This window comes from Streptomyces mirabilis (assembly GCF_039503195.1).
GTDB lineage: Bacteria > Actinomycetota > Actinomycetes > Streptomycetales > Streptomycetaceae > Streptomyces > Streptomyces mirabilis_D.
The window spans coordinates 3016504-3040743 of the sequence record NZ_JBCJKP010000001.1 but is presented as its reverse complement, the minus strand read 5'-3'; the positions used below and the strand labels follow the sequence as shown (position 1 = coordinate 3040743).

The following is a 24240-nucleotide window of genomic DNA, read 5'->3' as shown; positions in this document are numbered from 1 at the left end:
CGCCCCCGCGTCTAAATAATTCGCAAAGGCTTGGCGGGTGCATGTCACTCGATGCGTGCGACGGCTGTCGTGTCGTGCGGCCTCGGTGTGCCCCCGCGGGGCTTCCAACCCCCCACGAGAGGAAGCACGTTGAAGTCTTCGAAGAAGTTCACGGGCATCAAGAGAGTCCTCGCCCTCGGCGCCGTCGCCCTCGCCACCGTCTCGCTCCAGCCCGTCTCCGCGCAGGCCGCGCCCACGCCCGTCGTCGGCGGCACCCGCGCGGCGCAGGGAGAGTTCCCGTTCATGGTCCGGCTCTCCATGGGCTGCGGCGGTGCGCTCTACACCCAGCAGATCGTCCTCACCGCCGCGCACTGTGTGAGCGGCTCCGGCAACAACACCTCCATCACCGCCACCGCCGGCGTCGTCGACCTGCAGAGCAGCAGTGCGATCAAGGTCAAGTCGACCAAGGTGCTGCAGGCGCCCGGCTACAACGGCAAGGGCAAGGACTGGGCGCTGATCAAGCTCGCCTCGCCCGTCAACCAGCCCACACTGAAGATCGCCACCACCACCGCGTACAACAACGGCAACTTCACCATCGCCGGGTGGGGGGCCGCGCGCGAGGGCGGTGCCCAGCAGCGCTACCTCCTCAAGGCCACCGTCCCCTTCGTCAGCGACGCCACCTGTCAGCAGGCGTACGGCAGCGACCTCGTGCCCGGTGACGAGATCTGCGCCGGGTTCGTGCAGCAGGGCGGGGTCGACACGTGCCAGGGTGACTCCGGTGGGCCGATGTTCCGCAAGGACGACTCGGGGGCGTTCATCCAGGTCGGGATCGTCAGTTGGGGGCAGGGCTGTGCGGAGCCGGGGTATCCCGGGGTGTACTCCGAGGTCTCGACCTTCGCCGCCGACATAGCCAGAGCGGCGTCCACCCTGTAGGGGCTGCGCCCCCCGATCCTGGGTGAGTTGCTTGGGTGCGGGTGCGGGTGAGCGGTGGCTGGTCGCGCCGTTCCCCGCGCCCCTCGGCCGGGGCTGCGCCCCGGTTCCCCGTCCGGCTGTGGTCGTTCGGGTGCGGGTGCGTGGGGGCTGGTCGCGCCGTTCCCCGCGCCCCTGGGGTGGGGCTGCGCCCCACATCCCCCGGCCGCCGGAAGTTCTTCGGCTGTCGGGCGGTGGGGGCTGGGCGCGCCGTTCCCCGCGCCCTTGAAAGCCTCGGTCGGCCGAGGCTCATCGGCCCGGCGTCGGCGCAGCCGCGTCAGGGCGCCTCAGGACCGGCGCCGTCGGCGACGGCTCCTGGAGCTCCAGGAGCCACACCTCGTTGGCACCCTCACGCAACACCGGCCCGGGAACGTACAACGACCGCTGCGGCCCCACCGACCAGTACCGCCCGAGACAGAACCCGTTGACCCATACGAACCCCCGTGTCCAGCCAGGGAGTTCGAGGAAGGCGTCCCCGGCGCCACGCACCTCCACGGTGCCCCGGTACAGCCCGCGCCCGCCCTCCGCAGGCAGCCCCCCGAACGGCACCCGCCCCACGCCCCCGGTGTCGAACGCGTCCAGACGCAGCCCCCGCGCCCGCACTCCGTGCAGAAACTGACGCTCGTGCAGCATCCCCCCGGTGATGCCCTTCGGCTCACCCGAACGCGGACCGTAGTTGACCCTCCCCAGGGACTCCACCCACGCCTCCACGCGCGCGTGCCCCGCGACAGGCTCCTTGAGCCCCGGATCGTCCTCGGTGAGCACACCGGCCGCCACACCATCGACGTACACCACCGCCAGGTCCCGCAGCCCGCGCAGCAGGAGGGGGTACGGCCCCCGCGGACCGGGGACGGTCACCTCGTACTTCACCAGGCCCCGGTCGACGTCCAGTTCCTCGAAGGTGGGCGGGACGGGGTACTCGGCGTCCCGGCCGCCCAGTGTCTCCAGTACGGCGTCCAGGGCGGCCCACTCCCGAAGGTCCACGGCCGCGCCCGCACCGAGCGGCGCGGGCGCGGGCGGCAGCTCCGGCAGCGGCCCGTCCGCGTAGGCGCCCAGGATCTCCCTGAAGCGCCAGAACTTCTCGGTGGGACGCCCGAGTTCGTCGATGGGCGCGTCGTAGTCGTAGGAGGTGACGTCGGGCTCCAAGGGGCCCTCGTGCAGCGCGCCCCCGCCCCGGTTCGCCCCCGCCCAGCCCGCGAAGTGGGTACCCCCGTGCGCCATGTACAGATTGACCGAAGCCCCGCACTCCAGGATCTCGCGCAGCGCCTGTGCCGCGTCCCCCGCATCCCGTACGACGTGCTCGCCGCCCCAGTGGTCGAACCAGCCGCACCAGAACTCCATGCACATCAGCGGCCCCTCGGGCCGGTGCCGGCGCAGCACCTCGAAGGCCGCGCGTGCGCGGGAGCCGAAGTTGACGGTCGCGAGGACACCGGGGATCGAACCGCCGGTGAGCATGTGGTCCTCGGGACCGTCCGAGGTGACCAGCGGAACGCGCACGCCCTCGGCCCGCAGCACGTCCGCCAGGCGCCGCAGATACACCTGGTCGGAGCCGTAACTTCCGTACTCGTTCTCGACCTGCACCATCAGCACCGGACCGCCGCGGTCGATCTGCCGCGGCACGATCTCGTGCAGCACCTGGTGGAACCAGCGCTCCACAGGCCCCACGTACTCCTCGTCCCTGGTGCGGAGCCTCCCCGTCAGCCAGTGCGGCAGCCCCCCGTTCTCCCACTCCGCGCAGATGTACGGGCCGGGTCGCACGATCGCCCACAGGCCCGCCTCCCGCGCGGCGTCCAGGAACCGGCCCAGCGCCTGGACGTCGCGGTACTCGCCCGGGCGCGGCTCGTGCAGATTCCACGGGACGTACGTCTCCACACAGTTGAGCCCCATCGCCCGCAGCATCCCCAGCCGATGCCCCCACTGCCCCTCGTGCACCCGGAAGTAGTGCAACGCGCCGGACAGCAGCCGCACCGGGCGCCCGTCCAGCAGAAAATCCGTGTCCCCCACCGTGAACTCGCTCATGAGCTCACCCTCACCTCTGGCGGCGGCCGCGTCCATGGACAAAGATCAGCCCTGGTTGGACCAAAGAGTGACGCCGGCGGCGGGGGCGCGGAGGAGGGGAGGCGCGCGGATGCACCACACCTGGATGCGCTATTTCTCCCCCGCTCCCGTCCACCACCGGCTCGGCCTCGTCTGCCTCGGCGTGGGCCTGCAGCACGGAGAACTGCCCACCGTCGGGCCCCGCACCCTCGACCACCACGTGGCCGTCGTCGTCAGCGCGGGCGGCGGCTGGTTCCGAGGCCCCGACGGACACCACCACACCGTCACCGCGCCCGCCCTGCTGTGGCTCACGCCCGGCGTACCCCACCACTACGGACCCGACCCCAGCTGGGACGAGTGCTTCGTCGACTTCACCGGGCCGGCCACCGCCACGTACACCGAACTCGGCTACATCGAACCCGACCGCCCCGTCGTGCCGCTCTCCGACGCCACCGGCGCCCGTGCCACCGTCGGCCGCATCGCCCGCGCCGCCCGCCGCGGCAACCCCCTCCTCGAAGTCGAGACCGGCGCCGCCGTCCACGAACTTCTCGTCGCCCTGCGCCGCGCCCGCGCCGACCTCGCCCCCGACGGCGACCCCGTCCTGCACGCCCTCGCCCGTGACGCGTTCCAGCCACTGTCCGTCGCCGAGCACGCGGCCCGGCACGGCATGACCCCCGCCGAACTGCGCGTCGCCGTCCGCCGCGGCGCCGGCCGCAGCCCCAAGGACTACCTCCTCGGCATCCGCCTGGGCCGCGCCAAGGAACTCCTCGCCGCCACCGAACTCCCCGTCGCCGCGGTCGCCCGACGCGTCGGCTACGACGACCCCGCCTACTTCTCCCGTCTGTTCACCCGCCGTGTCGGCATGGCCCCCGTCCGCTTCCGCGAACAGCAGGGCCGCGCTCTCCCCGGCGGCTGGAGCGACCGCATGCCCGACCCCGACGATCCGCCATGATCGAGCCCCCGCACGCCACGTAAAGTTGCTCCTCATGACCACCAGCTACACCGGCAACACGAACGACGGGGCGGGCGGCGAGGTCGACCCCGCCGTGCGTGCGGAACTCGCTCGGCTGCGCGACAGCATCGACAACATCGACGCCGCCGTCGTCCACATGCTCGCCGAACGCTTCAAATGCACCCAACAGGTCGGCCACCTCAAGGCCGCCCACCAGCTGCCGCCCGCCGACCCGTCCCGCGAGGCCCACCAGATCGCCCGGCTGCGTCGCCTCGCCGAGAGCGCCAAGCTGGATCCGGCCTTCGCGGAAAAGTTGCTGAATTTCATCATCGCCGAGGTCATCCGGCACCACGAGAGCATCGCGGACGGTGCCGGGCGGGGCGCGGCGGCCACGGGGGAGTGACACCGGGTGCCCCCAGCGTGCATCCTGCGTGAGCACTCCCTGTCAGGTGTCAGGCCAATGGCACATGCCGGCCGACCGTCCGTACGGGCTCCAGGGCACCCGCCACCCGTGGCACCCGCCACCCGTGGCACCCGCCACCCGTGGCACCCGCCACCCGTGGCACCCGCCACCCGTGGCACCCGCCACTCGTGGCACCCGCCGTCCGCGGCACCGCCCCCGCCCGTACCGGCCCGGGCCGGCATGTGGCCGATCGAGGGGACGTCGGGCCATGCCGTCGGATGCCAAGATCCTCATCGTCGACGACCACGAGGACACGCTGTACGCGCTCGAAAGCGCCCTCGCCCCGCTGGGCCACCTCGTGACCCGCGCGACCAGCGGCGACGACGCCCTCAAGGAAGTGCTGCGCGGCCAGGTCGGACTGCTCCTCCTCGACGTGCGCATGCCCGGCGTCAGCGGCCTCGACGTCGTGCGCTACATGCGCCGCGTCGAACAGACCCAGCACATCCCGGTCGTCCTGCTCACCGGCTACGGACCGGACACCGAACTGTCCGCCACCGCGTTCGCCCTCGGCGTCGCCGACCTGGTCATGAAACCCGTCGACCCCTGGACCCTGCGCACCAAGGTCCGCTACCTGTACGACACCCACCAGCGCCGCCGGGCCCTGGAGGCGGAGGTACGCGAGTTACGCGCCCGGACCGAGGAACGCGCCTCACCGCGCGCCCCGGGCCGCCTCCACCACGACACCCGCGTCCGCCCACCACGCGACGGCCACACCGACGCACGGGGCTCACGGGAGGCACTCGAGGCACGGGAGTAGGACCGCACCGCCTGAGGACGCCGATCCCGCCGTGACCGTGCCGAACAAACGCCGCATACCGGGCCTGCCCTGTGTCCTGTCCGAGCCATCAGGCAGCATGTCCCCCATGTCCGTACTGACGCGCGACGAAGCGCAGACCCGTGCCCAGCTCCTCGACGTCCACCACTACGGGATCGCACTCGACGTGACCCACGGGGACGAGACCTTCGACTCCCTGACCGTCATCCGGTTCACCGCCCGCGCCGACGCGGACACCTTCGTCGAGCTGAAGCCCGCAGAACTGCGCTCCGTCACCCTCGACGGACAGCCCCTCGACCCCGAGACCCTCGACGAGAACCGGCTCCCCCTCAAGGGCCTCACCGCGGGCGAGCACGAACTGCGCGTCGACGCACGGATGCGCTACTCCCGCACCGGCGAGGGCATGCACCGCTTCACCGACCCCACCGACGGCGAGACCTACCTCTACACCCAGCTGTTCATGGAAGACGTCCAGCGCGTCTTCGCCGCCTTCGACCAGCCCGACCTGAAGGCCGTCTTCGAACTCTCCGTGACCGCCCCCGACGGCTGGACCGTCCTCGCCAACGGCGTCACCGAACATGTGGGAGAGGGCCGCTGGCAGGCCGCCCCCACCCCGCTGATCTCCACCTACCTCGTCGCCGTCGCCGCCGGCCCCTGGCACTCCGTCCGCGCCGAGCACCGCGGCCTGCCCTTCGGCATCCACTGCCGCCGCTCGCTCGCCCCCTACCTCGACGCCGACGCCGACGAGATCCTCGACGTCACCCGCGCCTGCTTCGACCGGTACCACGAGAAGTTCGACGAGCCCTACCCCTTCGACTCCTACGACCAGGCGTTCGTCCCCGAGTTCAACGCCGGCGCCATGGAGAACCCCGGCCTCGTCACCTTCCGCGACGAGTTCGTCTACCGCTCCGCCGTCACCGACACCGAACGCCAGACCCGCGCCATGGTCATCGCCCACGAAATGGCCCACATGTGGTTCGGCGACCTCGTCACCCTGCGCTGGTGGGACGACATCTGGCTGAACGAGTCCTTCGCCGAGTACATGGGCTACCAGACCCTCACCGAAGCCACTCGCTTCACCGACACCTGGACCGACTTCGGCGTCACCCGCAAACCCTGGGGCTACGACGCCGACCAGCGTCCCTCCACCCACCCCGTCGCCCCCGACCCGGACGCCGTCCCCGACACCGCGTCCGCCATGCTCAACTTCGACGGCATCTCCTACGCCAAGGGCGCCTCCGCCCTGCGCCAACTCGTCGCCTGGCTCGGCGAGAAGGACTTCCTGGCCGGCATCAACACCCACTTCGCCCGCCACAAGTTCGCCAACGCCACCCTCGCCGACTTCATCGACAACCTCGCCTCCGCCACCGAACGCGACGTCCACGCCTGGGCCGACTCCTGGCTGCGCACCACCGGCGTCGACACCCTCACCCCCACCCTCACCGCCGGACCCGACGGCACCCACACCCTCACCGTCGAACACCACGGCAGCCGCCCGCACCGCATCGCCGTGGGCCTCTACGACAACGACCTCGGCGTCGAAGGCCGCCTCACCCTGCGCGACCGCATCGAAGCCGACGTCCCGGGGACCGAGCCGACCGCGATCGGCAAGCGCCCCGCCCTGCTCCTCCTCAACGACGGCGACCTCTCCTACGCCAAGATCCGCTTCGACCCCGAGTCCTTCCAGACCGTGCGCACAGCCCTCGCCGGACTGCCCGAACCCCTCACCCGAGCGGTCGTCTGGAACGCCCTGCGCGACTCCGTCCGCGACGGCGAACTGCCCGCCATGGCCTACATCGACGCCGCCCGCGCCCACCTCCCGCGCGAGAGTGACCTCGCCCTCGTCCAGGGCGTCCTGTCGTTCGCCGCCGCCCAGGTCGCCGACCGCTACCTCCCCGCCGAGGACCGCCCGACCGCCCTCGCCACCCTCACCGACCTCTGCCGCGACCTCATCCGCCGCACCGAGGACGGCTCCCACCCCGGCCTGCGCCTCACCGCCGTGCGCCACTACATCGACGTCGCCGCCCACCCCGACACCATCAGTGCCTGGTTCTCCGAGGGCACCGTCCCCGGCGGACCCGAACTCGACCCCGAACTGCGCTGGCGCATCCTCGGCCGGCTCGCCGTCCTCGGCGCCATCGACGACGCCGTCATCGAGGCCGAACTCGTCCAGGACCCCAGCGCCACCGGCCAGGAAGGCGCCGCCCGCTGTCGCGCCGCGCTGCCCGACCCCGAGGCCAAGCGCCGCGCCTGGGAGGAGATGTTCACCTCCGACCACCTCTCCAACTACCTCTTCACCGCCACCGCCCAGGGCTTCTGGCAGCCCGAACAGACCCACCTCGTCCGGGAGTACGTCGAGCGCTACTGGGCCGACGCCGTCGCCGTCTCCGCGCGTCGCGGCCCCGCCATCGCCGATGCCGCCGGGCGCTACGCGTTCCCCGTCCACGCCGTCGCCCCCGAAACCCTCGCCCTCGGCGAAGCGTGCCTCCGTGACGGCGACCCCATCCCCGCCCTCCGCCGCAAACTCGTCGACCAACTCGACGACCTGGCACGGGCGTTGAAGGTGCGAACCGCATAACGGACGGCCGGTGGCCCGGGCGGGGCTACGCCCCGATTCCCCGCCCGCCCCCGGTCTTTCGGCCGCGGAGGGGCGGTGGCCGGTCGCGCGGTTCCCCGCGCCCCTGGGGCCGGGACTGCGCCCCGGATCCCCCGCCCGGTTCGTTTGGCTGCGGCCCGGTGGGGGCTGGTCGCGCGGTTCCCCGCGCCCTGAAAGCCTGGGGTCGTCCGGCGCTCCAGGGCGAGGCTGGTGGTCGCACCCCACCCACCCCGGCCCACGCCATCCAGCCCGTCCGGGGTGGCCGGGGGCCGATGCCCCGCCCACCCCGTCACCCCACCCACCCCGGCCCGCGTCTTTCAGCCCGTCCGGCGTGTGAGGACGAGGCCGTTCAGGCCGGTCGGGGGATGGGGGGCGGAGCCCTCACGTGGGGATGGGACGGGTAGGGGCGGCGGGGGCGAGGAAAGGTGGTTCCCGCCCCGGCGCGGCGCGGCGTCCGGCAGCCTCGCCCCACCCATATTTTCTCCGCCCACCAGTACCCCCATTCGGGTCGGATCGTTGACCTTTCAGGGCACGCAGGCCCATCCCCGTACAGGCTGGTACTCCCCCTGCCGCGCGCCCACCGGAGGACACCTCATGAGCACGCCGCCCCTCGCCTCAGGCCCCGAAGGTCCCGGCGCGCTGCGGCCGCTGCTCGACACCGTCCTCGACGCACTGCGCGAGGGCGGCGAGGCACGCGGCGGACCGCTGCCCGCTGGCGGACCGGAGAGCGTGGCCCGGCGCGTACGGGACGCGGTCGGCGACGTCCTGCCCGAGCAGGGAACCGAAGACGCCCTGCACGTCCTCGTACGGGCTCTCGCCGAGGGCGCGGCCGACCCCGCCCACCCCCTGTGCGCCGCCCACCTGCACTGCCCCCCCCTCGCCGTCGCCACCGCCGCCGACCTCGCCGCCTCCGCCCTCAACCCCTCCATGGACTCCTGGGACCAGGCCCCGGCCGCCTCGGAACTGGAGGCACTCGTCACCCGGGCCCTCGCCCAGGAGATCGGCGCAGGCGACGCCCTGGTCACCACCGGCGGCACCGAGTCCAACCAACTCGCCCTCCTCCTCGCCCGGGAGGCACACGCCGGCGTGCGGCTCATCCACGGCGCCAACGCCCACCACTCGCTGCCCCGCGCCGCCTGGCTCCTCGGCCTGCCCGACCCCGTCGTCGTCCCCGCCCCCGCCGGCACCATGGACCTCGCCGCCCTCGACGAAGCCCTCACCGAACTCCAAGGCCTCCGCGGCTCCCTCCTCGTGGCCGCCACCGCGGGCACCACCGACGCCGGACTCATCGACCCCCTGCCGGACATCGCCGACCTCTGCGAAGCCCACGGCACCCGCCTCCACATCGACGCCGCCTACGGCGGAGGCCTCCTCTTCAGCGACCACCACCGCGGCAAACTCGACGGACTCGACCGCGCCCACACCGTCACCCTCGACCTGCACAAACTCGGCTGGCAGCCCGTCGCCGCAGGCCTCCTCGTCGTCAAGGACCCCCACGACCTCGACGCCCTGAGCCACCGCGCCGACTACCTCAACGCCGACGACGACACCGAAGCGGGCCTCCCCGACCTCCTGGGCCGCTCCCTGCGCACCACCCGACGCCCCGACGTCCTCAAAGTCGCCGTCACCCTCAAAACCCTGGGGCGAGCGGGACTCGGCGCGCTCGTCGACCAGGTCTGCGCCCGCGCCGTCGAACTGGCGGACCTCGTCGAAGCACACCCCGGCTTCGAGCTCTACGACCCGCCCACCCTCAGCACCGTCCTGTTCCGCCCCGCCGAGGCCTCCGACGAAGCCGTCGCCGCCGTACGCCGCACCCTGCTCCACGAAGGACGCGCCGTCCTCGGCCGAGCCCTGCTCGACGACCGGCTCTGGCTCAAAGCCACCCTCCTCAATCCCCACACCCGGCCGGGCGACCTGGCCGCGCTCCTGAAACTGGTGGAAGGACACACACCCCGATGAGCCCGACGCCCCTCCCTCCACCCCACGAGCCCGACGCGCCCCGCGACCTCGTGGGCATCGGCATCGGCCCGTTCAACCTCTCCCTCGCCGCCCTCGCCCACCCCCTCCCCGAACTCGACAGCGTCTTCTACGAACAGCGCCCCGGCTTCGACTGGCACCCGGGCCTGCTCATCGACGGCGCCACCCTCCAGGTCCCCTTCCTCGCCGACCTGGTCACCCTCGCCGACCCCGCCAGCCCCTGGTCCTTCCTCAACTACCTCAAGGACCGCGACCGCCTCTTCCCCTTCTACTTCGCCGAGCGCTTCCACATGCAGCGCGCCGAGTACGACGCCTACTGCCGCTGGGTCGCGGGCCGCCTCCCCGGACTCCACTTCGGCCACCAGGTCGACGCCGTCCGCTGGAACCCCGAACGCACCCTGTTCGAAGTCGACTTCACCCAGCTCGACAGCGAGGGAGAAGCCGAGGCCCTCGGCCGCACCTACACCCGCAACATCGTCCTCGGCGTCGGCACCGCACCCCACATCCCCGAGCCCCTCAGACCCCTCGTCGACGCCCCCGGCGTCCCCGTCATCCACGCCGCGGACTACCTCGCCCACCGCGAAAGCTTCCTCACCGCCGAACACATCACCGTCATCGGCGCGGGGCAGTCGGGCGCCGAGGTCTTCCTCGACCTCCTGCGCAACCGGCCCGCCGGCCGCGAGAAGATCCACTGGCTGGCCCGCACCGAGGCCTTCGCCCCGATGGAGTACTCCAAGCTCGGCCTCGAACACTTCACCCCCGACTACACCCGCTACTTCCACGCCCTCACCGAGCCCGTACGCGACCGGCTCGTCGCCGCCCAATGGCAACTCCACAAGGGCATCGACGCCGACACCATCGCCGCCATCCACGACGAGCTCTACCGCCGCACCCTCCACGGCGGCTGGCCCGACGCCGTCCTCACCCCCGCCGTCACCGTCCGTACCGCGGGCCGCGTCGCCACCACCAAGGTCGAACTCCACCTCGAACACGGCCAGCAGAGCGCCCGCACCCGCCTCGTCACCGACGCCGTGGTCCTCGCCACCGGCTACCGCGAACGCCCCCTCGGCCAGATCCTCGCCGGGCTCGACCCCTACCTGCGCCGCGACAGCGCCGAACGCCCCCGCATCGACGACCAGTTCCGCCTGGCCCTCGACCTCGCCGTCACCGGCCGTGTCTACGTCCAGAACGCCGAACTCCACACCCACGGCGTCGGCGCCCCCGACCTCGGCCTCGCCGCCTGGCGCAGCGCAACCATCCTCAACTCGCTGACGGGCAAGGACCCCTACCCGCTGCCGCGCCGTACGGCCTTCACCACCTTCGGACTCGAACCCCAGTCCCAGGTCCCGCCCGCCCGCCACACCGCCCAGACCCTCACCCCGCTCGTCGACGGACGGTGAGAAGAAGACCCCGGACACGCGTCCGGGGTCCAGAGAACGAGCGAGCCGCAACAGGCGGGCCAGAAAACAGGCGGGCCAGACAACAGGCGGGCCAGAAAACAGGCGGCCCAGACAACAGGCGGCCCAGACAGCAGGCGGGCCTAGAAAACAGGCGTGCCGTCCCGCGTGAGCTTCCAGTCCACCGAAGCGAACTCCTTCGGGTCGAGCACACCCTTCGCGGTCACCCACTCGGCGATCCGCGTACGGATCTCCGTCGACTCCGACCAGACCTCCTTCGCGGACGCCACATGCGGGAAGGCGCCGCCACCGTTCGCCCGGTAGTTGTTCACCGCGAACACGAACTGCTGCGCGTCGTCCAGCGCCGCACCGTCGTACGTCAGGTTCTTGATCCGCGAACCCTCCGCCTGCGCGATGTCGATGTCGTAGCGGAGCCCCGACACATAGTCGTAGTTGTAGTCCGGACGGTTGTTCGCGTTGGTCAGCTTCTCCGTGTCGATCACCGCACCGGCCGCCGTCCGCACGAAGTAGTTCGCCGAGTACTCCAGGTACGCCCGCACCTGCGCCCCCGTCAGCACCTTCGCGACCAGCGTGTTGTCGTACACGTACAGACTCGACAGATCCCGGATCGTCACCTTGCCGGCCGGGATCTCGGAGGTGCGCGAGAACGGCGAGGCCTGCGCGATCACGGGCAGCGAGGCGTACTCCGTGCCCACCAGCGCCGCCTTGACCACGTCCTCCTGCACCTTGGTGATCAGGTCGATGATCGGGGCGTCCTTGTAACGCGCCTCGACCGTCGTCAGCGTGTCCGTGGCCGTGCCGACCACCTGGTTGACGTACGCCACCACCAGGTCGTGCTCGTCCTTCAGCAGCCGGGTGATCTTCGGGTCGTCGGCGACCGAGTTCGAGTTGCGGACCGAGGCCGTCACCGACTCGACCTGCCACTTCCCCTTCTCGAGGACCAGCTCGAAGTCGAACACCGACAGCCGCTCGGCATACGCCAGCGGCTCCGACAGCACCACCGTCCCGCCGGTCTTGGCGTTGGTGACCTTCAGCTCCGGGATCTCCACGTGCGCGTGCCCGACGAGAATCGCGTCGATCCCCGGCACCTGCTGGGCGACGAGCGCCGCCGAGTTCTCGACGTACGGCAGCTGGTCACCGTAGGAGGACGTGCCGGACGAACCGGAGTGCGCCGACACGACGACCACGTCCGCACCCATCGACCGCAGCTTCGGAACCCACTTCGCCGCCTGCTCCTCCAGACCCGGGAACGTCAACTTCCCCTGGACGTACGCCTTGTCCCAGATCGCGATACCCGGGTTCGTCAGACCGAGCACCGCCACCTTCACCGACGGGGCACCCGGCACGTGGAACGTCTTCATGAAGTACGGCGGGAAAGCCGGCTTCAGCGTCTTCGCGTCCAGCGCGTTCGCACCCAGCAGCGGGAAGCGGCACTGCGACTCGAACTTCCGCAGCGTCTCGATGCCGTAGTTGAACTCGTGGTTGCCCAGCGCCACCGCGTCATAGCCGATCGCGTTCATCGCCTGCGCCATCGGGTGCACCGGACCGCCCTTGGCGGTGATCGGGTCCACCTTCGCGTAGTAGTACGTCAGCGGGGTGCCCTGGATCGTGTCGCCCGCGTCCAGAAGGAGGGTGTTGCAACGCCCCTTCTCCTTGCGGATCTCGTTCACCAGCGTCGAGATCCGCGCCAGCCCCTGCGCGTTGCCCGCCGTGTCCTTGTACTCCGCGTCCTTGAAGTAGTCCCAGTTGAAGACATGTCCGTGCAGGTCCGTCGTGCCCATGACGGTGAGGGAGTGCCGCTGCACAGGCTTCTTCCCACCCCCTGCCGCCGCCGAGGTCGCCGCCTGCGCGGACGGAGCCGCGACCGCACCGGTCAACGCCACCCCCGCACCCGTCACGGCGGACTTCTTCAGGAACTTCCGGCGGTTCAACGGCATGTCTATGGCTCCTTGGGAATTGGTCAACGACGCGCGTAGATTCTGACCCACGCATGACACTCCAGAACAGGTCCGGGAGGTTTCCATCTGGTGACCACCGGGCACCCCGCCCACCCTTCCGGTGACAGAGTGGGGCGTATGGCCCCCATCGCAGAGGAACCCCGACCCGCAGTCCCCTACGGAACCCCCGAGGCACCCCGCATCGCCGTCCGCGGCGAAGCCCACCTCGAAGTCGACCCCGAGATCGCCCGCATCGGCATCACCGTCAGCGCCCGCGGCACCGACCGACGCGAGGCCCTCGCCGACCTCACCCGCCGCAACGCGACGGCCATGGACCTCGTGAAGTCCTACGGAGACGCCGTCGAACGCCTCGAAACCGGCGCCTTCTCCATCAGCCCGGAACTCACGAAACACGGCCGCGGCGAACGCGTCCGCGCCTACCACGGCCGCGTCCACCTCACCGCCGAACTCACCGACTTCACCGCACTCGGCGAGCTGACGACCCGCCTCGCCGACCTCGACCTCACCCGGGTCGACGGCCCCTGGTGGGCCCTGCGCCCCGACTCGCCCTCCCACCGCCAAGCCCGACAGCAGGCGGTCCGCGAAGCCGTCCAACGGGCTCGCGAATACGCCGAAGCCCTCGGCACCACCCTCGCCGCCCTCGTCGAACTCGCCGACATCGGCGCCGAGAACGCCCAGCCCTACCCGGCGGCCCCCGGCCGCGCCATGCGCTCCATGTCCTTCGCCGGCGGCACACCCGAAGAAGCCGCCCCCCTCGACCTCGAACCCGAGCGCCAACACGTCTACGCCCAGGTCAACGCCCGATTCACGATGGCCCCGCCGGAACTGTAAAGCGCGGACCGGTCGCCATAAAGTACCGACGCGCTCATCAGAGCACCCCCGCGCACAATTCAACTGTTGTCAATAAGGCTTCACGCAAAGGTTGTTGAGTAGTCATGCCGGACCAATTCTCTACCGACCGGTAAGGCCTAGGCTCAAACCATGCGCCGAGCGAAAATCGTCTGTACATTGGGCCCCGCCACCGATTCGTACGACCAGCTCAAAGCCCTGGTCGACGCCGGAATGGACGTAGCCCGCTTCAACCTCAGCCACGGCACCCACGCCGAACACGAGGAGCGTTACCAGCGCGTGCGAAAGGCCTCCGACGAGACCGGCCGCAGCGTCGGACTGCTCGCCGACCTTCAAGGCCCGAAGATCCGACTCGGCCGCTTCACCGAAGGCCCCGTACTCCTTGAACGCGGAGACACCTTCACCATCACCGTCGAAGAAGGCGCCGAGGGCGACCGCCTCACCTGCGGCACGACGTACTCGGGCCTCGCGGCCGACGTCACCCCCGGTGAACGCATCCTCGTCGACGACGGCAAGGTCTGCCTCGAAGTCACCGCCGTCGACGGCCCGCGCGTCCACACCACCGTCGTCGAAGGCGGCATGGTCTCCGACCACAAGGGCCTCAACCTCCCCGGCGTCGCCGTCTCCGTCCCCGCCCTCTCCGACAAGGACGAAGCGGACCTCCGCTGGGCCCTGCGCACCGGCTTCGACGTCATCGCCCTCTCCTTCGTCCGCAGCGGCCGCGACATCGGCGACGTCCACCGCATCATGGACGAGGAAGGCCGCCGCCTCCCCGTGATCGCCAAGGTCGAGAAGCCCCAGGCGGTCGAGGCGATCGACGACATCGTCGCCGCCTTCGACGGCATCATGGTCGCCCGCGGCGACCTGGGTGTCGAAATGCCCCTCGAGCAGGTCCCGATCGTCCAGAAGCGCGCCATCAAGCTGGCCAAGCGCAACGCCAAGCCGGTCATCGTCGCCACCCAGATGCTCGACTCGATGATCGACAACTCCCGCCCCACGCGAGCCGAGGCGTCCGACGTCGCCAACGCCGTCATCGACGGCACGGACGCCGTGATGCTCTCCGGTGAGACGAGCGTCGGCAAGTACCCCGTGGAAACCGTCCGGACGATGTCCCGCATCGTCGAGGCCGCCGAGGAGGACATCCTCGCCAAGGGCCTGCCGCCCCTGACCGACCGCAACAAGCCCCGCACCCAGGGCGGTGCGGTCGCCCGCGCGGCGGCGGAGATGGGCGACTTCCTCGGCGCCAAGTGCCTCGTCGCCTTCACCCAGTCCGGCGACACGGTCCGCCGCCTGTCCCGCTACCGCTCCCCGATCCCCCTGCTGGCCTTCACCCCCGACCCGGCCACCCGCTCCCAGCTGAACCTGACCTGGGGCGTAGAGACGTTCCTGGGACCGCACGTCGACTCCACCGACGCGATGGTCGACCAGGTGGACGAACTCCTCCTGAGGTACGGCCGCTGCGAAAAGGGCGACATCGTCGTCATCACCGCCGGCTCCCCGCCCGGCGTCTCCGGCACCACGAACCTCGTACGCGTCCACCACATCGGAGAGGACGACAGCCCGAAGTAGACCCGGCTGTCAGTACTTCGGACCGACGTGGGCGTCCATGAGAGCGACGGAGACTTTGCGGGCGACGGAGATGTTGAACGGGTCGCTGCCGCGCGCCAGCGTCGTCCACTCGACGCCTACCGGGTCGAGGGCGTCGGCAAAGAGCTTCCGGATGTCGTCGGACTTGTTGGTGAAGAAATACCGGGGGTACTCGTAGCGCTTGCGCTCACCGGCGACGAGGCGGGTCGTCCAGTTCGTGATGCGACAGCCGTCGGAGTGGATGAGCCCGCGGATGAATTCCCACGGGTGAGCGTCGACGATTTCCTGTTGCCAGGGTTCGAGGGCGATCGGGCGCTCGTGCTTCTTGCCGGGGCCGTGCTGAGGGAACATGCAAGTCCAGTGCCTGGTGTACGACTTCACCTCGACGCAGCCTGTCTTGCTGCGCTGTCCGACGCTCGGCAGTGGCATCACCTTGCGCATGGCATCTTCGGTGGCTGCGATCAGGCCCGTTTGTTTGGCGTTGCAGAACACGGACAGGTGATGCTGCTTGCGCTTCGAGATGATGTGGCCGTCGCCGAGGTAGAGCCCCAGTAAATAGGCGTAGGCCACCCTGTCGAAGTCGCGTGCCGTGCATCGGGGGCAGTCCGTTGACTGCTCGTACGCCTCGCCGCGAGCTCTGCGGTCTTCGCTGCGCCACCAGCCGACCGTGCCACGCGGGACGTTGAGGCGTTCCGCGGCTGCGCGGTTGGGGACGCCCTGGCGCATCAGTGCGACAGCTTGAGCGCGAATCGAAGAATTTTGCTGCTCCATGCGGCCACTCTGCGTCACTGACCGTGACCGCGTGCAGCAAAAAGCGGATGTTCACGAGAACGGGAACATCCGCTTAGCTGCGGAACTGTGCCGGGTGCGGGATTCGAACCCGCAAGCCCTCACGGGCAGAGGTGTTTGAGACCTCCGTGTATGCCGTTCCACCAACCCGGCGTAAGTGGCTGCCCGGAAGCATACCGGGTCACCGCAGCTCGCTGCAGCTAGGTAGGCTCTTGGGCAGCAGCACTTGCCCGGCCCGTGAACGAGGAGCCCCCGTGACCGCCCCCGAGTCGCCCCAGCCCGTCGCCGACGACGACAAGTCGCACGTGCCTCCGCTGACGACCCGTGTCGTCATCGCCGAGGACGAGGCGCTGATCCGCCTCGACCTCAAAGAGATGCTCGAGGAAGAGGGCTACGCCGTCGTGGGCGAGGCGGGGGACGGGGAGCAGGCCGTCGAGCTGGCCCGTGAGCACCGGCCCGACCTCGTGATCCTGGACGTCAAGATGCCCAAGCTGGACGGGATCTCGGCGGCCGAGAAGATCGCCGAGGAGAGCATCGCCCCCGTCCTGATGCTCACCGCGTTCTCGCAGCGCGACCTCGTCGAGCGGGCCCGTGACGCCGGCGCGATGGCGTACCTCGTGAAGCCCTTCAGCAAGAGCGACGTCGTACCGGCGATCGAGATGGCCGTCTCGCGGTTCACGGAGCTGAAGCAGTTGGAGAAGGAGGTCGCCGACCTCAGCCAGCGTCTGGAGACCCGCAAGCTGGTCGACCGGGCCAAGTCCGTGCTGCAGACGCAGTACGGGCTGACCGAGCCCGCCGCGTTCCGGTGGATCCAGAAGACCTCCATGGACCGTCGTATGTCCATGCAGCAGGTCGCCGAGGCGGTCATCGCGGACGCCGAGGAGAAGAAGGCCTCCAAGGGCTAGGGAGCGGCGGCGCCCCGCTTCGGGGTGCCGCGTCCTGCCCGCGCGAGCCCGGCGACCGCGTGTCAGGCTGGATTCGGGGCCGTGTGGCCTTCGGGTCGGCAAGGCAGCAAAGGAGACAGCGCGTGGAAGAGAAGGCGTTCGTCCAAGCGGTGTCGGAACGTACGGGCCTGACTCGGCAGGAGTCGGCCGATCTCACGCGTGCCACGCTCGAGACGCTCGCCCATCGGCTGAGCTCGGGTGAGGCGCGGAACCTGGCGCTGGAGCTCCCGGAGGGTCTGGCGGAGTCCGTTCGGCGGGGTGCCACCGCGGAGATCGAGCGCTTCGACTACGACGAGCTCGTGCGGCGAGTGGCCCAGCGCAACGTGCTCAAGCCGGACGAGGCCGACGGTGGCGTCCGTGCCGTGCTGGTCACGCTCCGTGACGCGATCAGCGAGAAGGAGTTCGGCCACGCGATGTCGCAACTAGGTGCGGACTTCTCCAGGCCGATCGAGAATTTCGTCGGCTGATTCCCCGGCGAGCGGTAGGGGTGAGTGACGAAGAGGCCCGCGCCCCCGACTGGGGGCGCGGGCCTCTTCGTGCAGCGGCTGTACGGTCCTACGGCCGCAGCCTGGTCTCAGTCCTCGCCCAGGTAGGCCTTGCGTACCGACTCGTCGTGCAGCAGGTCCTGTCCGGTGCCGGAGAGGACGATGTTGCCGACCTCCATGACGTGTCCCTGATCGGCGAGGGAGAGCGCCGCCTGGGCGTTCTGCTCGACGAGGAGGATGGTCGTACCGTCGGCCTTGAGTTCGGCGATGGTGGCCATGATCTTCTGCATCATGATCGGGGAGAGACCCATGGAGGGTTCGTCGAGCATGAGCAGCTTGGGCTGGGACATGAGCGCGCGGCCCATGGCCAGCATCTGCTGCTCGCCGCCGGAGAGGGTTCCCGCGGCCTGCTTGCGGCGTTCACCCAGGATGGGGAAGAGGTCGTAGGCGCGCTGGATGTCCTTCTCGATGCCTGCCTTGTCGGTGCGCAGGAACGCGCCGAGCTGGAGGTTCTCGGTGATCGTCAGCCGGGGGAAGATGTGGCGTCCCTCGGGGGAGTGGGCGAGGCCCAGGGAGACGATCTTGTGGGCGGGGATGCCGCTGAGGGGTTTGCCGTCGAAGGTGATGCGGCCCGCGGTGGGCTTGAGGAGCCCGGAGAGGGTGCGCAGGGTGGTCGTCTTGCCGGCGCCGTTGGTGCCGATGAGGGTGACGATCTGGCCGGCTTCGACGGAGAAGGAGATGCCCTTGACGGCTTCGATCTTGCCGTAGGCGACCTTGAGGTCTTCGACCTCGAGCAGTGCGGTCACTGGGCGTTTCCTTCCTTGCTGGTGGTGCCCTCCGCGGCGGCGTCGCTCTCGGCGGCCTCGGGAGTCTCGGAGGCTTCCGCGGGCTCGGGAGCGTCCGTGGCCTCCGCCGCCTCGGCGGCTTCGACCTCGGCGAGTTCCTCCGCGCCGGGGGCGCCCTCGAACGGGGTGCCGAGGTAGGCGGCGATGACGCGTTCGTCGCCCTGGACGACCTCGGAGGTGCCCTCGACGAGCTTCTCGCCCTGGACGAGGCAGGCGACGCGGTCGGACAGGTTGAAGATGAAGCGCATGTCGTGCTCGATGACGAGGACGGCGATGCCCCTGTCGCGGATGGCGAAGACGAGGTCTTCGGTCGCGCGTGTCTCCTGGGGGTTCATGCCGGCCGTGGGCTCGTCCAGGAGCAGCAGGCCCGGTTCGCTCGCCATGGCGCGGGCGATTTCGAGCTTGCGCTGTTCGCCGTAGGGGAGGTTGCGGGAGAGGTGGTCGGCCTTGTGGTCGAGGCCGATGAACTCCAGCAGTTCCATGGCGCGTTCGCGGGAGGCGGCTTCTGCCTTGCGGAAGCCGGGGCCGCGCAGGAGGGCCGACCAGAGGCCTTCCTTGGTCCTGGTGTGGCGGCCGACGAGCACGTTCTCCAGGACGGTCATGTTGGCGAAGAGCCGGATGTTCTGGAAGGTGCGGGCGATGCCGGCGCTGGTGACGAGGTGGGGCTTGGGCGGGAGGACGGTGCCCTTGTAGGAGACCTTGCCCTCGGTCGGCACGTACAGGCCGGTGAGGCAGTTGAAGAAGGTCGTCTTGCCGGCGCCGTTGGGGCCGATGAGGCCGACGATCTCGCCCGAGTTGACGGTGAGGTCGACGCTGCGGACGGCGGTGAGGCCGCCGAAGCGCATGGTGACGCCGCTGGCCTCGAGTACGGGGCTGGTGGCCGTGGTGGTGGTCATGTGGGTCACGCCCCTGCCTTGGTGACGCCGACAGTGGAGTCGGGCAGGCCTTGTTCGGGGATGTCGACGCTGTCGTCGGACTCGTGGAACTCGAGCTGGCGACGGCGGTTGGCGATGATGCCCTCGGGGCGGAAGCGCATGAGGATCACGAGCGCGATGCCGAAGGCGAAGAGCTGGTACTCCTTCAGGAAGCCGAGCTTCTCGGGGAGGAGGTAGAGCAGGGTGGCGCCGAGGATGGGGCCGTTGACCGTGCCCATGCCGCCGAGGACGACCGCGGCCAGCAGGAAGGCGGAGTTGGGCGGTACGGAGCCGGCGAACTGGTACGGGGCCGGGTTGACGCTGTAGCCGACGTGGGCGCTGACCGTGCCGGCGAGGCCGGCGAGGGAGGCGCCGAGGGCGAAGGCGATGAGCTTGACGCGGAAGCCGTTGATGCCCATGGCGGTTGCGGCGGTCTCGTCCTCGCGGATGGCGATCCAGGAGCGGCCGATACGGGAGTCGGCGGCGCGGTTGAAGACGACCACGACGATGCCGGTGATGATCAGCATCAGCAGGAAGTAGTTCGCGAAGCGGCCGAGGGTGATCGAGCCGATGTCGTGCGAGTTCCCGAGGTTGAACCCGAAGATGTCGAGGTCCGGGATCATCGAGATGCCGTTGGGGCCGTTGGTCAGGTTCGGTCCGGAGGAGCCGTCGAGGTTGTTGACGGAGATGCGGAAGATCTCTCCGAAGCCGAGGGTGACGATGGCGAGGTAGTCGCCGCGCAGTCGCAGGGTGGGGGCGCCGATGAGGACGCCGAAGACGAGCGACGCGGCCATGCCGGTGAGCATGGCGGCCCAGAAGGGGAACTGGACGCCGGAGAAGCGGGAGAACTCGGAGCCGGAGACGAGGGCCGCGGCGTAGGCGCCGACGCCGAGGAAGGCGACGTATCCGAGGTCGAGGAGTCCGGTGAGGCCGACGACGATGTTCAGGCCGAGGGCGACGGTGGCGACGACGAGGATGTTCACGCCGAGGTTGGCGTTGTGCTCGTTGTTCTCGACGAAGGGGAAGATCGCCGCGGCGAGGAACGCCATGGAGGTGGCGAATCCCTTGTGGCGGGCGTTGAGCGTGGCGAACCGGTCGAAGAGTCCGGCGGCCTGGAGCGCCCAGGTGCCGAGGACGACGAGCAGCAGGTAGCCGATGAACGTCTCGCTGGCGTCGGGGTCGACGCCGATGCCGTACGTGAAGACGATCAGGGCGAGGGCGGTGGCGCCGGTGATGACGAGGCGCTCGGCCCAGCCGGGGAGCTTCTCGGCCGCGGGGATGTGGTCGGGCTTGCTGACCCAGTCCTTGAAGGTGTTGCCGGGGCTCGGGAGAGCGAGGGCGCCGACGAGGGCGATCAGGGAGCCGATGGCGGTGACGTAGGCGCCGGGGTCCAGGGCGATGAGGCCCTTGAGGTCGACCGCGATGGCGATGGCGCTGAACCAGCTGACGGCGAACGCGGAGCCGGCGGCGAGGACGACGGGCGCGGTGGCGCCTGCCGGGTTGAGCCAGCGCAGGCCGCGGACGCCGAAGAGGGTGAGCGCGAAGAGCAGGGTGAGCGCGCCGGCGACGAGGTCGAGGATCTGGAGGCCGGCCGGGGAGCCGTAGTAGGTGAGGTCCCCGGGGAAGGTGGCCGTGTAGGTCCACGACATGTAGGTGCTGGCGATGGTGGCGACGGCGCCGACGGCGACGAGGGCGCGCGCGGCGGTCTGGGGGAGTGCGATCAGGCCGCGCGCGGGGGCGGTGATCTGGGCGGTGTTCTCGGTGGTTGCCATGGTGTTCACGCCCTGTCCGCGACGCGTTCGCCGACCAGGCCTTGTGGCCTGAACAGCAGTACGAGGATGAGGAGGACGAAGGCCCAGACGGAGGACCAGCCGCCGCCGCCGAGCTGCTGCATGCCGGGGATGCCGTCGATGTAGGAGGTGGCCATGGTCTCGGCGAGGCCGAGGACGAGGCCGCCGATCATGGCGCCGTAGATGTTGCCGATGCCGCCGAGGACGGCCGCGGTGAAGGCCTTGAGGCCCATCTGGAAGCCCATGTTGTACTGGATCGAGCCGTAGCGCAGGCCGTAGGAGACGGCGGCGACGGCGGCGAAGAAGCCGCCGATGGCGAAGGCGATCACGATGATCTTGTTGGTGTCGATGCCCATGAGCTGGGCGGTGTCAGGGTCTTGGGCGGTGGCCTGCATGGCGCGGCCGGTGCGGGACATGCTGACGAAGAGGGCGAGGGCCGCCATGCAGAGCGGGGCGGCGACGATGACGAAGAGCGAGCCGCTGCTGACGCTGATGGACCCGATGTGCCAGGGTCCGGCGTCGATCTGGGGGAAGTTGCGGTCGGTCTTGGCGTTCGGGTACCAGTTGAAGACGGCCTGCTGGAGCGCGAGGGAGAGGCCGATGGCGGTGATGAGGGGTGCCAGGCGTGGCGCGCCGCGCAGTGGTCGGTAGGCGAACCGTTCCGCCCCGACGGCGATGAGGACGGCGACGAGTCCGCCGCCGATGAGCATCGCTGGGAGGGCTATCCACATGGATGTGCCGTCGGGCAGGACGTAGAGGTAGACCGTGAGTGCGCCGAAGCCTCCGGTCATGAAGATCTCGCCGTGGGCGAAGTTGATGAGCTGGACGATGCCGTACACCATCGTGTAGCCGATGGCGATCAGCCCGTACATCGAGCCGAGGAACAGCCCGTTGGCCAGCTGCTGCGGCAGGGTGTTCACCGCATGGCCTCCATGTGGGTGGGGAGAGTGAACGGGGGGATATGGGGCGGGCCGCGCGGTGACGTGTGGTCTTGGCCGCGCGGCCCTGGGGTGTAGCTAGCGGCGGATCTCGAATCAGCTGGGATCAGCTGGAGTTAGCTGGGATCAGCTGGACTTGGCCGGAATCAGCTGGAGTCAGCTGAAATCAGCTGGGATCGGATCAGCCGTTGAACGTGCCGCTCTTGACGGCCTTCCACTTGCCGTTGACGACCTGGTAGACGGTGAGCTGCTTGTTGGTGGTGTCGCCGTACTCGTCGAAGGAGACGGGGCCGGCGATGCCCTCGAACTTCGTCTTCTGGACCTCGTCCACGATCTTGGCGCGGGCGCCGTCGGGGACCTTGCCGTCCTTCACGACGTTGGCGATCGCCTTGATGATGGCGGTCGCGGCGTCGTAGGAGTAGCCGCCGTAGGTGCCGTAGTCGCCCTTGAGGCCGGACGCCTTGTACTTCTTGATGAAGTCCGCGGCGGACGGCAGGGAGTCGACGGGCTGGCCGACGGAGGTGGCCAGGTCACCCTCGGAGGTCTTGCCGGCGGTCTGGATGTAGGTGTCGCTGAACATGCCGTCACCGCCGAACAGCGGGATCTTGACTCCGCCGTCCTTGAGCTGCTTGGTGAGCTTCTCCGACTCGTCGTACTGGCCGCCGTAGTAGACCAGGTCGGCCTTGGAGTTCTTGATCTTGGTGACGAGGGCGGAGAAGTCGGTGTCGCCGGTGTTGACGTGGTCCTCGCCGGCGACCTTGCCGCCGCTCTTGGTGAAGCCGGCCTTGAACAGCTTGGCCAGGCCGGCGCCGTAGGTCTGCTTGTCGTCGACGACGAAGACGTTCTTCTTCTTGAGCGTGCTGGACGCGTACTCGGCCGCGAAGCCGCCCTGGAGGGCGTCGGTGGTGGCCGTGCGGAAGTACGTCTTGAACGGGCGCGACTTCGAGGCCTGCCAGTTCTTGCCCTGGGTGAGCTCGGGCGCCGTGTTGGAGGGCGAGATCTCGACCAGGTTGGCGGTCGCGAAGACCTGCTGCATCTGCGTGGCCACACCGGAGTTCAGCGGGCCGACGACGCCGAGGACCTTCTCGTTGTTGACGAGAGCGGTGGCGTTCTGCTGACCGCTGGCCGGGATCGCCTTGTCGTCGAGCGCCTGGACCTTGAAGGTCACGCCGGGGACGGTGTTGTTCTTGTTGGCGTCGTCGACGGCGATCTGCACGCCGCCCTGGATGCCGAGGCCGGTTGCGGAGTTCTGACCGGTCAGCGGAGCGTCAACGCCGATGATGATCTCGGTCTTGCTGCTGCTGCTCTTGTCCCCGCTGTTGTCACGCGAACCGCAAGCGGTCAGCGTGAGTGCTCCGGTGGTGAGCACGGAGGTGAGTATGACCAAAGAACGCTGTCGCACGTTGAATCCTCTCCCTGGCGCAGCAGCCCTGCTGAGCTGCCGTGTGTCTCGCCGGGCCGTACTGGGTGATACCGAGCCGTGCTGCAGACGCGCCCGGCGGCGCGGTGACTGGCCGTGACTCTAAGCCTGTCTGTGGGCCCGGGCATCGCCGTGGGCTGGCTTGTGACTTTCTTGTTATGACGTGCCGGTTGGTGGGCTTCAGGGACGGGTATTCTCGGCCGATTTGGCGGAAATTCTTCTCGTTCCACATGTTGAGAATCCGCACCTCCGGTTGTGCGTGGACGAAGATCCCGGTCGGGTGCCGTCGCAGGTCGCGTGGCGGAGTCGGGAGAGGTCGCGGGAGTGCGGGCCGACGAAGAAGGAACTCCGATGCCGTATTGCGTGCGTGTTACGCAGCGTTACGTCGAGAAAAGGGAACTCGGAGTTCGGTCGGCGTGCACGGTATTAGGGCGCATGAGGTGCGGTCCGGGCGCGCGGTCTCATGAAGGCGCGTGAACTCGCCCGAAAAGGTGATGAGTTGCCGCTGATTTCCGATAACTCCGGCGTATTGGAGTGCGGTTACGGCGCGCGGGG

19 protein-coding genes and 1 tRNA gene are annotated in these 24240 nt (G+C 69.7%); 11 read left to right on the top strand and 9 right to left on the bottom strand.

The window, feature by feature from the left end; genetic code table 11:
• Nucleotides 1–51: 51 nt before the first annotated feature.
• Nucleotides 52–912, top strand: coding sequence for a S1 family peptidase (locus AAFF41_RS14430; RefSeq protein WP_415925872.1), 861 nt, complete (start codon nucleotides 52–54; stop codon nucleotides 910–912).
• A gap of 285 nt (nucleotides 913–1197) precedes the next feature.
• Here AAFF41_RS14430 and AAFF41_RS14425 read toward each other — a convergent pair whose 3' ends face one another.
• The gene (locus AAFF41_RS14425; protein WP_343324046.1) at nucleotides 1198–2967 is read right to left on the bottom strand and encodes a glycoside hydrolase family 35 protein; all 1770 of its coding nucleotides are present in this window, start codon (nucleotides 2965–2967) and stop codon (nucleotides 1198–1200) included.
• Between the two features lie 109 nt (nucleotides 2968–3076).
• Between AAFF41_RS14425 and AAFF41_RS14420 the strand changes: the two genes are divergently transcribed.
• The 6 genes from AAFF41_RS14420 to AAFF41_RS14395 all read left to right on the top strand — a co-directional run bounded on the left by AAFF41_RS14420 (nucleotide 3077) and on the right by AAFF41_RS14395 (nucleotide 11148).
• Nucleotides 3077–3937: a helix-turn-helix transcriptional regulator gene (locus AAFF41_RS14420; protein WP_319748293.1), complete on the top strand. Its 861-nt coding sequence runs from the start codon at nucleotides 3077–3079 to the stop codon at nucleotides 3935–3937.
• Nucleotides 3938–3971: 34 nt separating this feature from the next.
• Nucleotides 3972–4340: a chorismate mutase gene (locus tag AAFF41_RS14415; protein ID WP_319748292.1), complete on the top strand. Its 369-nt coding sequence runs from the start codon at nucleotides 3972–3974 to the stop codon at nucleotides 4338–4340.
• A gap of 268 nt (nucleotides 4341–4608) precedes the next feature.
• Nucleotides 4609–5157: a response regulator gene (locus AAFF41_RS14410; protein WP_343324045.1), complete on the top strand. Its 549-nt coding sequence runs from the start codon at nucleotides 4609–4611 to the stop codon at nucleotides 5155–5157.
• Nucleotides 5158–5254: 97 nt separating this feature from the next.
• Nucleotides 5255–7753 carry an aminopeptidase N gene (gene pepN / locus AAFF41_RS14405; protein WP_319748290.1) on the top strand — a complete coding sequence of 833 codons (2499 nt, stop codon included), beginning with the start codon at nucleotides 5255–5257 and terminating at the stop codon, nucleotides 7751–7753.
• A 612-nt stretch (nucleotides 7754–8365) separates the two neighbouring features.
• Entirely contained in the window at nucleotides 8366–9730 is a 1365-nt protein-coding gene (locus AAFF41_RS14400) for a pyridoxal phosphate-dependent decarboxylase family protein (RefSeq protein ID WP_343324044.1), read from the top strand.
• Entirely contained in the window at nucleotides 9727–11148 is a 1422-nt protein-coding gene (locus tag AAFF41_RS14395) for a lysine N(6)-hydroxylase/L-ornithine N(5)-oxygenase family protein (protein ID WP_343324043.1), read from the top strand. Before AAFF41_RS14400 ends, AAFF41_RS14395 begins: the two co-directional genes overlap by 4 nt.
• A gap of 140 nt (nucleotides 11149–11288) precedes the next feature.
• Here the strand turns inward: AAFF41_RS14395 and AAFF41_RS14390 are convergent, their stop codons facing one another.
• The gene (locus AAFF41_RS14390) at nucleotides 11289–13103 is read right to left on the bottom strand and encodes a bifunctional metallophosphatase/5'-nucleotidase (protein ID WP_343324042.1); all 1815 of its coding nucleotides are present in this window, start codon (nucleotides 13101–13103) and stop codon (nucleotides 11289–11291) included.
• Between the two features lie 138 nt (nucleotides 13104–13241).
• Between AAFF41_RS14390 and AAFF41_RS14385 the strand changes: the two genes are divergently transcribed.
• Nucleotides 13242–13955 carry an SIMPL domain-containing protein gene (locus AAFF41_RS14385; RefSeq protein WP_319748286.1) on the top strand — a complete coding sequence of 238 codons (714 nt, stop codon included), beginning with the start codon at nucleotides 13242–13244 and terminating at the stop codon, nucleotides 13953–13955.
• Between the two features lie 150 nt (nucleotides 13956–14105).
• Nucleotides 14106–15542: a pyruvate kinase gene (pyk, locus tag AAFF41_RS14380; protein ID WP_319748285.1), complete on the top strand. Its 1437-nt coding sequence runs from the start codon at nucleotides 14106–14108 to the stop codon at nucleotides 15540–15542.
• A 9-nt stretch (nucleotides 15543–15551) separates the two neighbouring features.
• Here the strand turns inward: pyk and AAFF41_RS14375 are convergent, their stop codons facing one another.
• Together AAFF41_RS14375 and AAFF41_RS14370 are read right to left on the bottom strand one after the other, a co-directional pair.
• Nucleotides 15552–16331 (bottom strand): helix-turn-helix domain-containing protein, encoded by a 780-nt coding sequence (locus AAFF41_RS14375; protein WP_343324041.1) that lies wholly within the window; start codon nucleotides 16329–16331, stop codon nucleotides 15552–15554.
• An 88-nt stretch (nucleotides 16332–16419) separates the two neighbouring features.
• Nucleotides 16420–16502 (bottom strand) — tRNA-Leu (locus AAFF41_RS14370).
• A 101-nt stretch (nucleotides 16503–16603) separates the two neighbouring features.
• On the opposite strand from AAFF41_RS14370, the gene AAFF41_RS14365 reads away from it, so the two are divergent.
• Together AAFF41_RS14365 and AAFF41_RS14360 are read left to right on the top strand one after the other, a co-directional pair.
• Nucleotides 16604–17254 (top strand): ANTAR domain-containing response regulator, encoded by a 651-nt coding sequence (locus tag AAFF41_RS14365; RefSeq protein ID WP_054235992.1) that lies wholly within the window; start codon nucleotides 16604–16606, stop codon nucleotides 17252–17254.
• Nucleotides 17255–17376: 122 nt separating this feature from the next.
• Entirely contained in the window at nucleotides 17377–17760 is a 384-nt protein-coding gene (locus tag AAFF41_RS14360) for a DUF2267 domain-containing protein (RefSeq protein WP_319748283.1), read from the top strand.
• 107 nt (nucleotides 17761–17867) lie between these two features.
• On the opposite strand, the gene AAFF41_RS14355 is transcribed toward AAFF41_RS14360, so the two are convergent.
• The 5 genes from AAFF41_RS14355 to AAFF41_RS14335 all read right to left on the bottom strand — a co-directional run bounded on the left by AAFF41_RS14355 (nucleotide 17868) and on the right by AAFF41_RS14335 (nucleotide 23667).
• The gene (locus AAFF41_RS14355) at nucleotides 17868–18584 is read right to left on the bottom strand and encodes an ABC transporter ATP-binding protein (RefSeq protein WP_060898117.1); all 717 of its coding nucleotides are present in this window, start codon (nucleotides 18582–18584) and stop codon (nucleotides 17868–17870) included.
• Complete coding sequence (locus AAFF41_RS14350) at nucleotides 18581–19519, bottom strand: ABC transporter ATP-binding protein (protein ID WP_388411651.1); 939 nt, start codon at nucleotides 19517–19519, stop codon at nucleotides 18581–18583. The genes AAFF41_RS14355 and AAFF41_RS14350 overlap by 4 nt, the downstream gene beginning before the upstream one ends.
• Before the next feature lie 5 nt (nucleotides 19520–19524).
• Nucleotides 19525–21309: a branched-chain amino acid ABC transporter permease gene (locus tag AAFF41_RS14345; protein ID WP_319748378.1), complete on the bottom strand. Its 1785-nt coding sequence runs from the start codon at nucleotides 21307–21309 to the stop codon at nucleotides 19525–19527.
• Nucleotides 21310–21314: 5 nt separating this feature from the next.
• Complete coding sequence (locus AAFF41_RS14340; RefSeq protein ID WP_319748281.1) at nucleotides 21315–22247, bottom strand: branched-chain amino acid ABC transporter permease; 933 nt, start codon at nucleotides 22245–22247, stop codon at nucleotides 21315–21317.
• Nucleotides 22248–22446: 199 nt separating this feature from the next.
• Nucleotides 22447–23667 carry a branched-chain amino acid ABC transporter substrate-binding protein gene (locus AAFF41_RS14335; RefSeq protein ID WP_319748280.1) on the bottom strand — a complete coding sequence of 407 codons (1221 nt, stop codon included), beginning with the start codon at nucleotides 23665–23667 and terminating at the stop codon, nucleotides 22447–22449.
• Nucleotides 23668–24240: the final 573 nt, after the last annotated feature.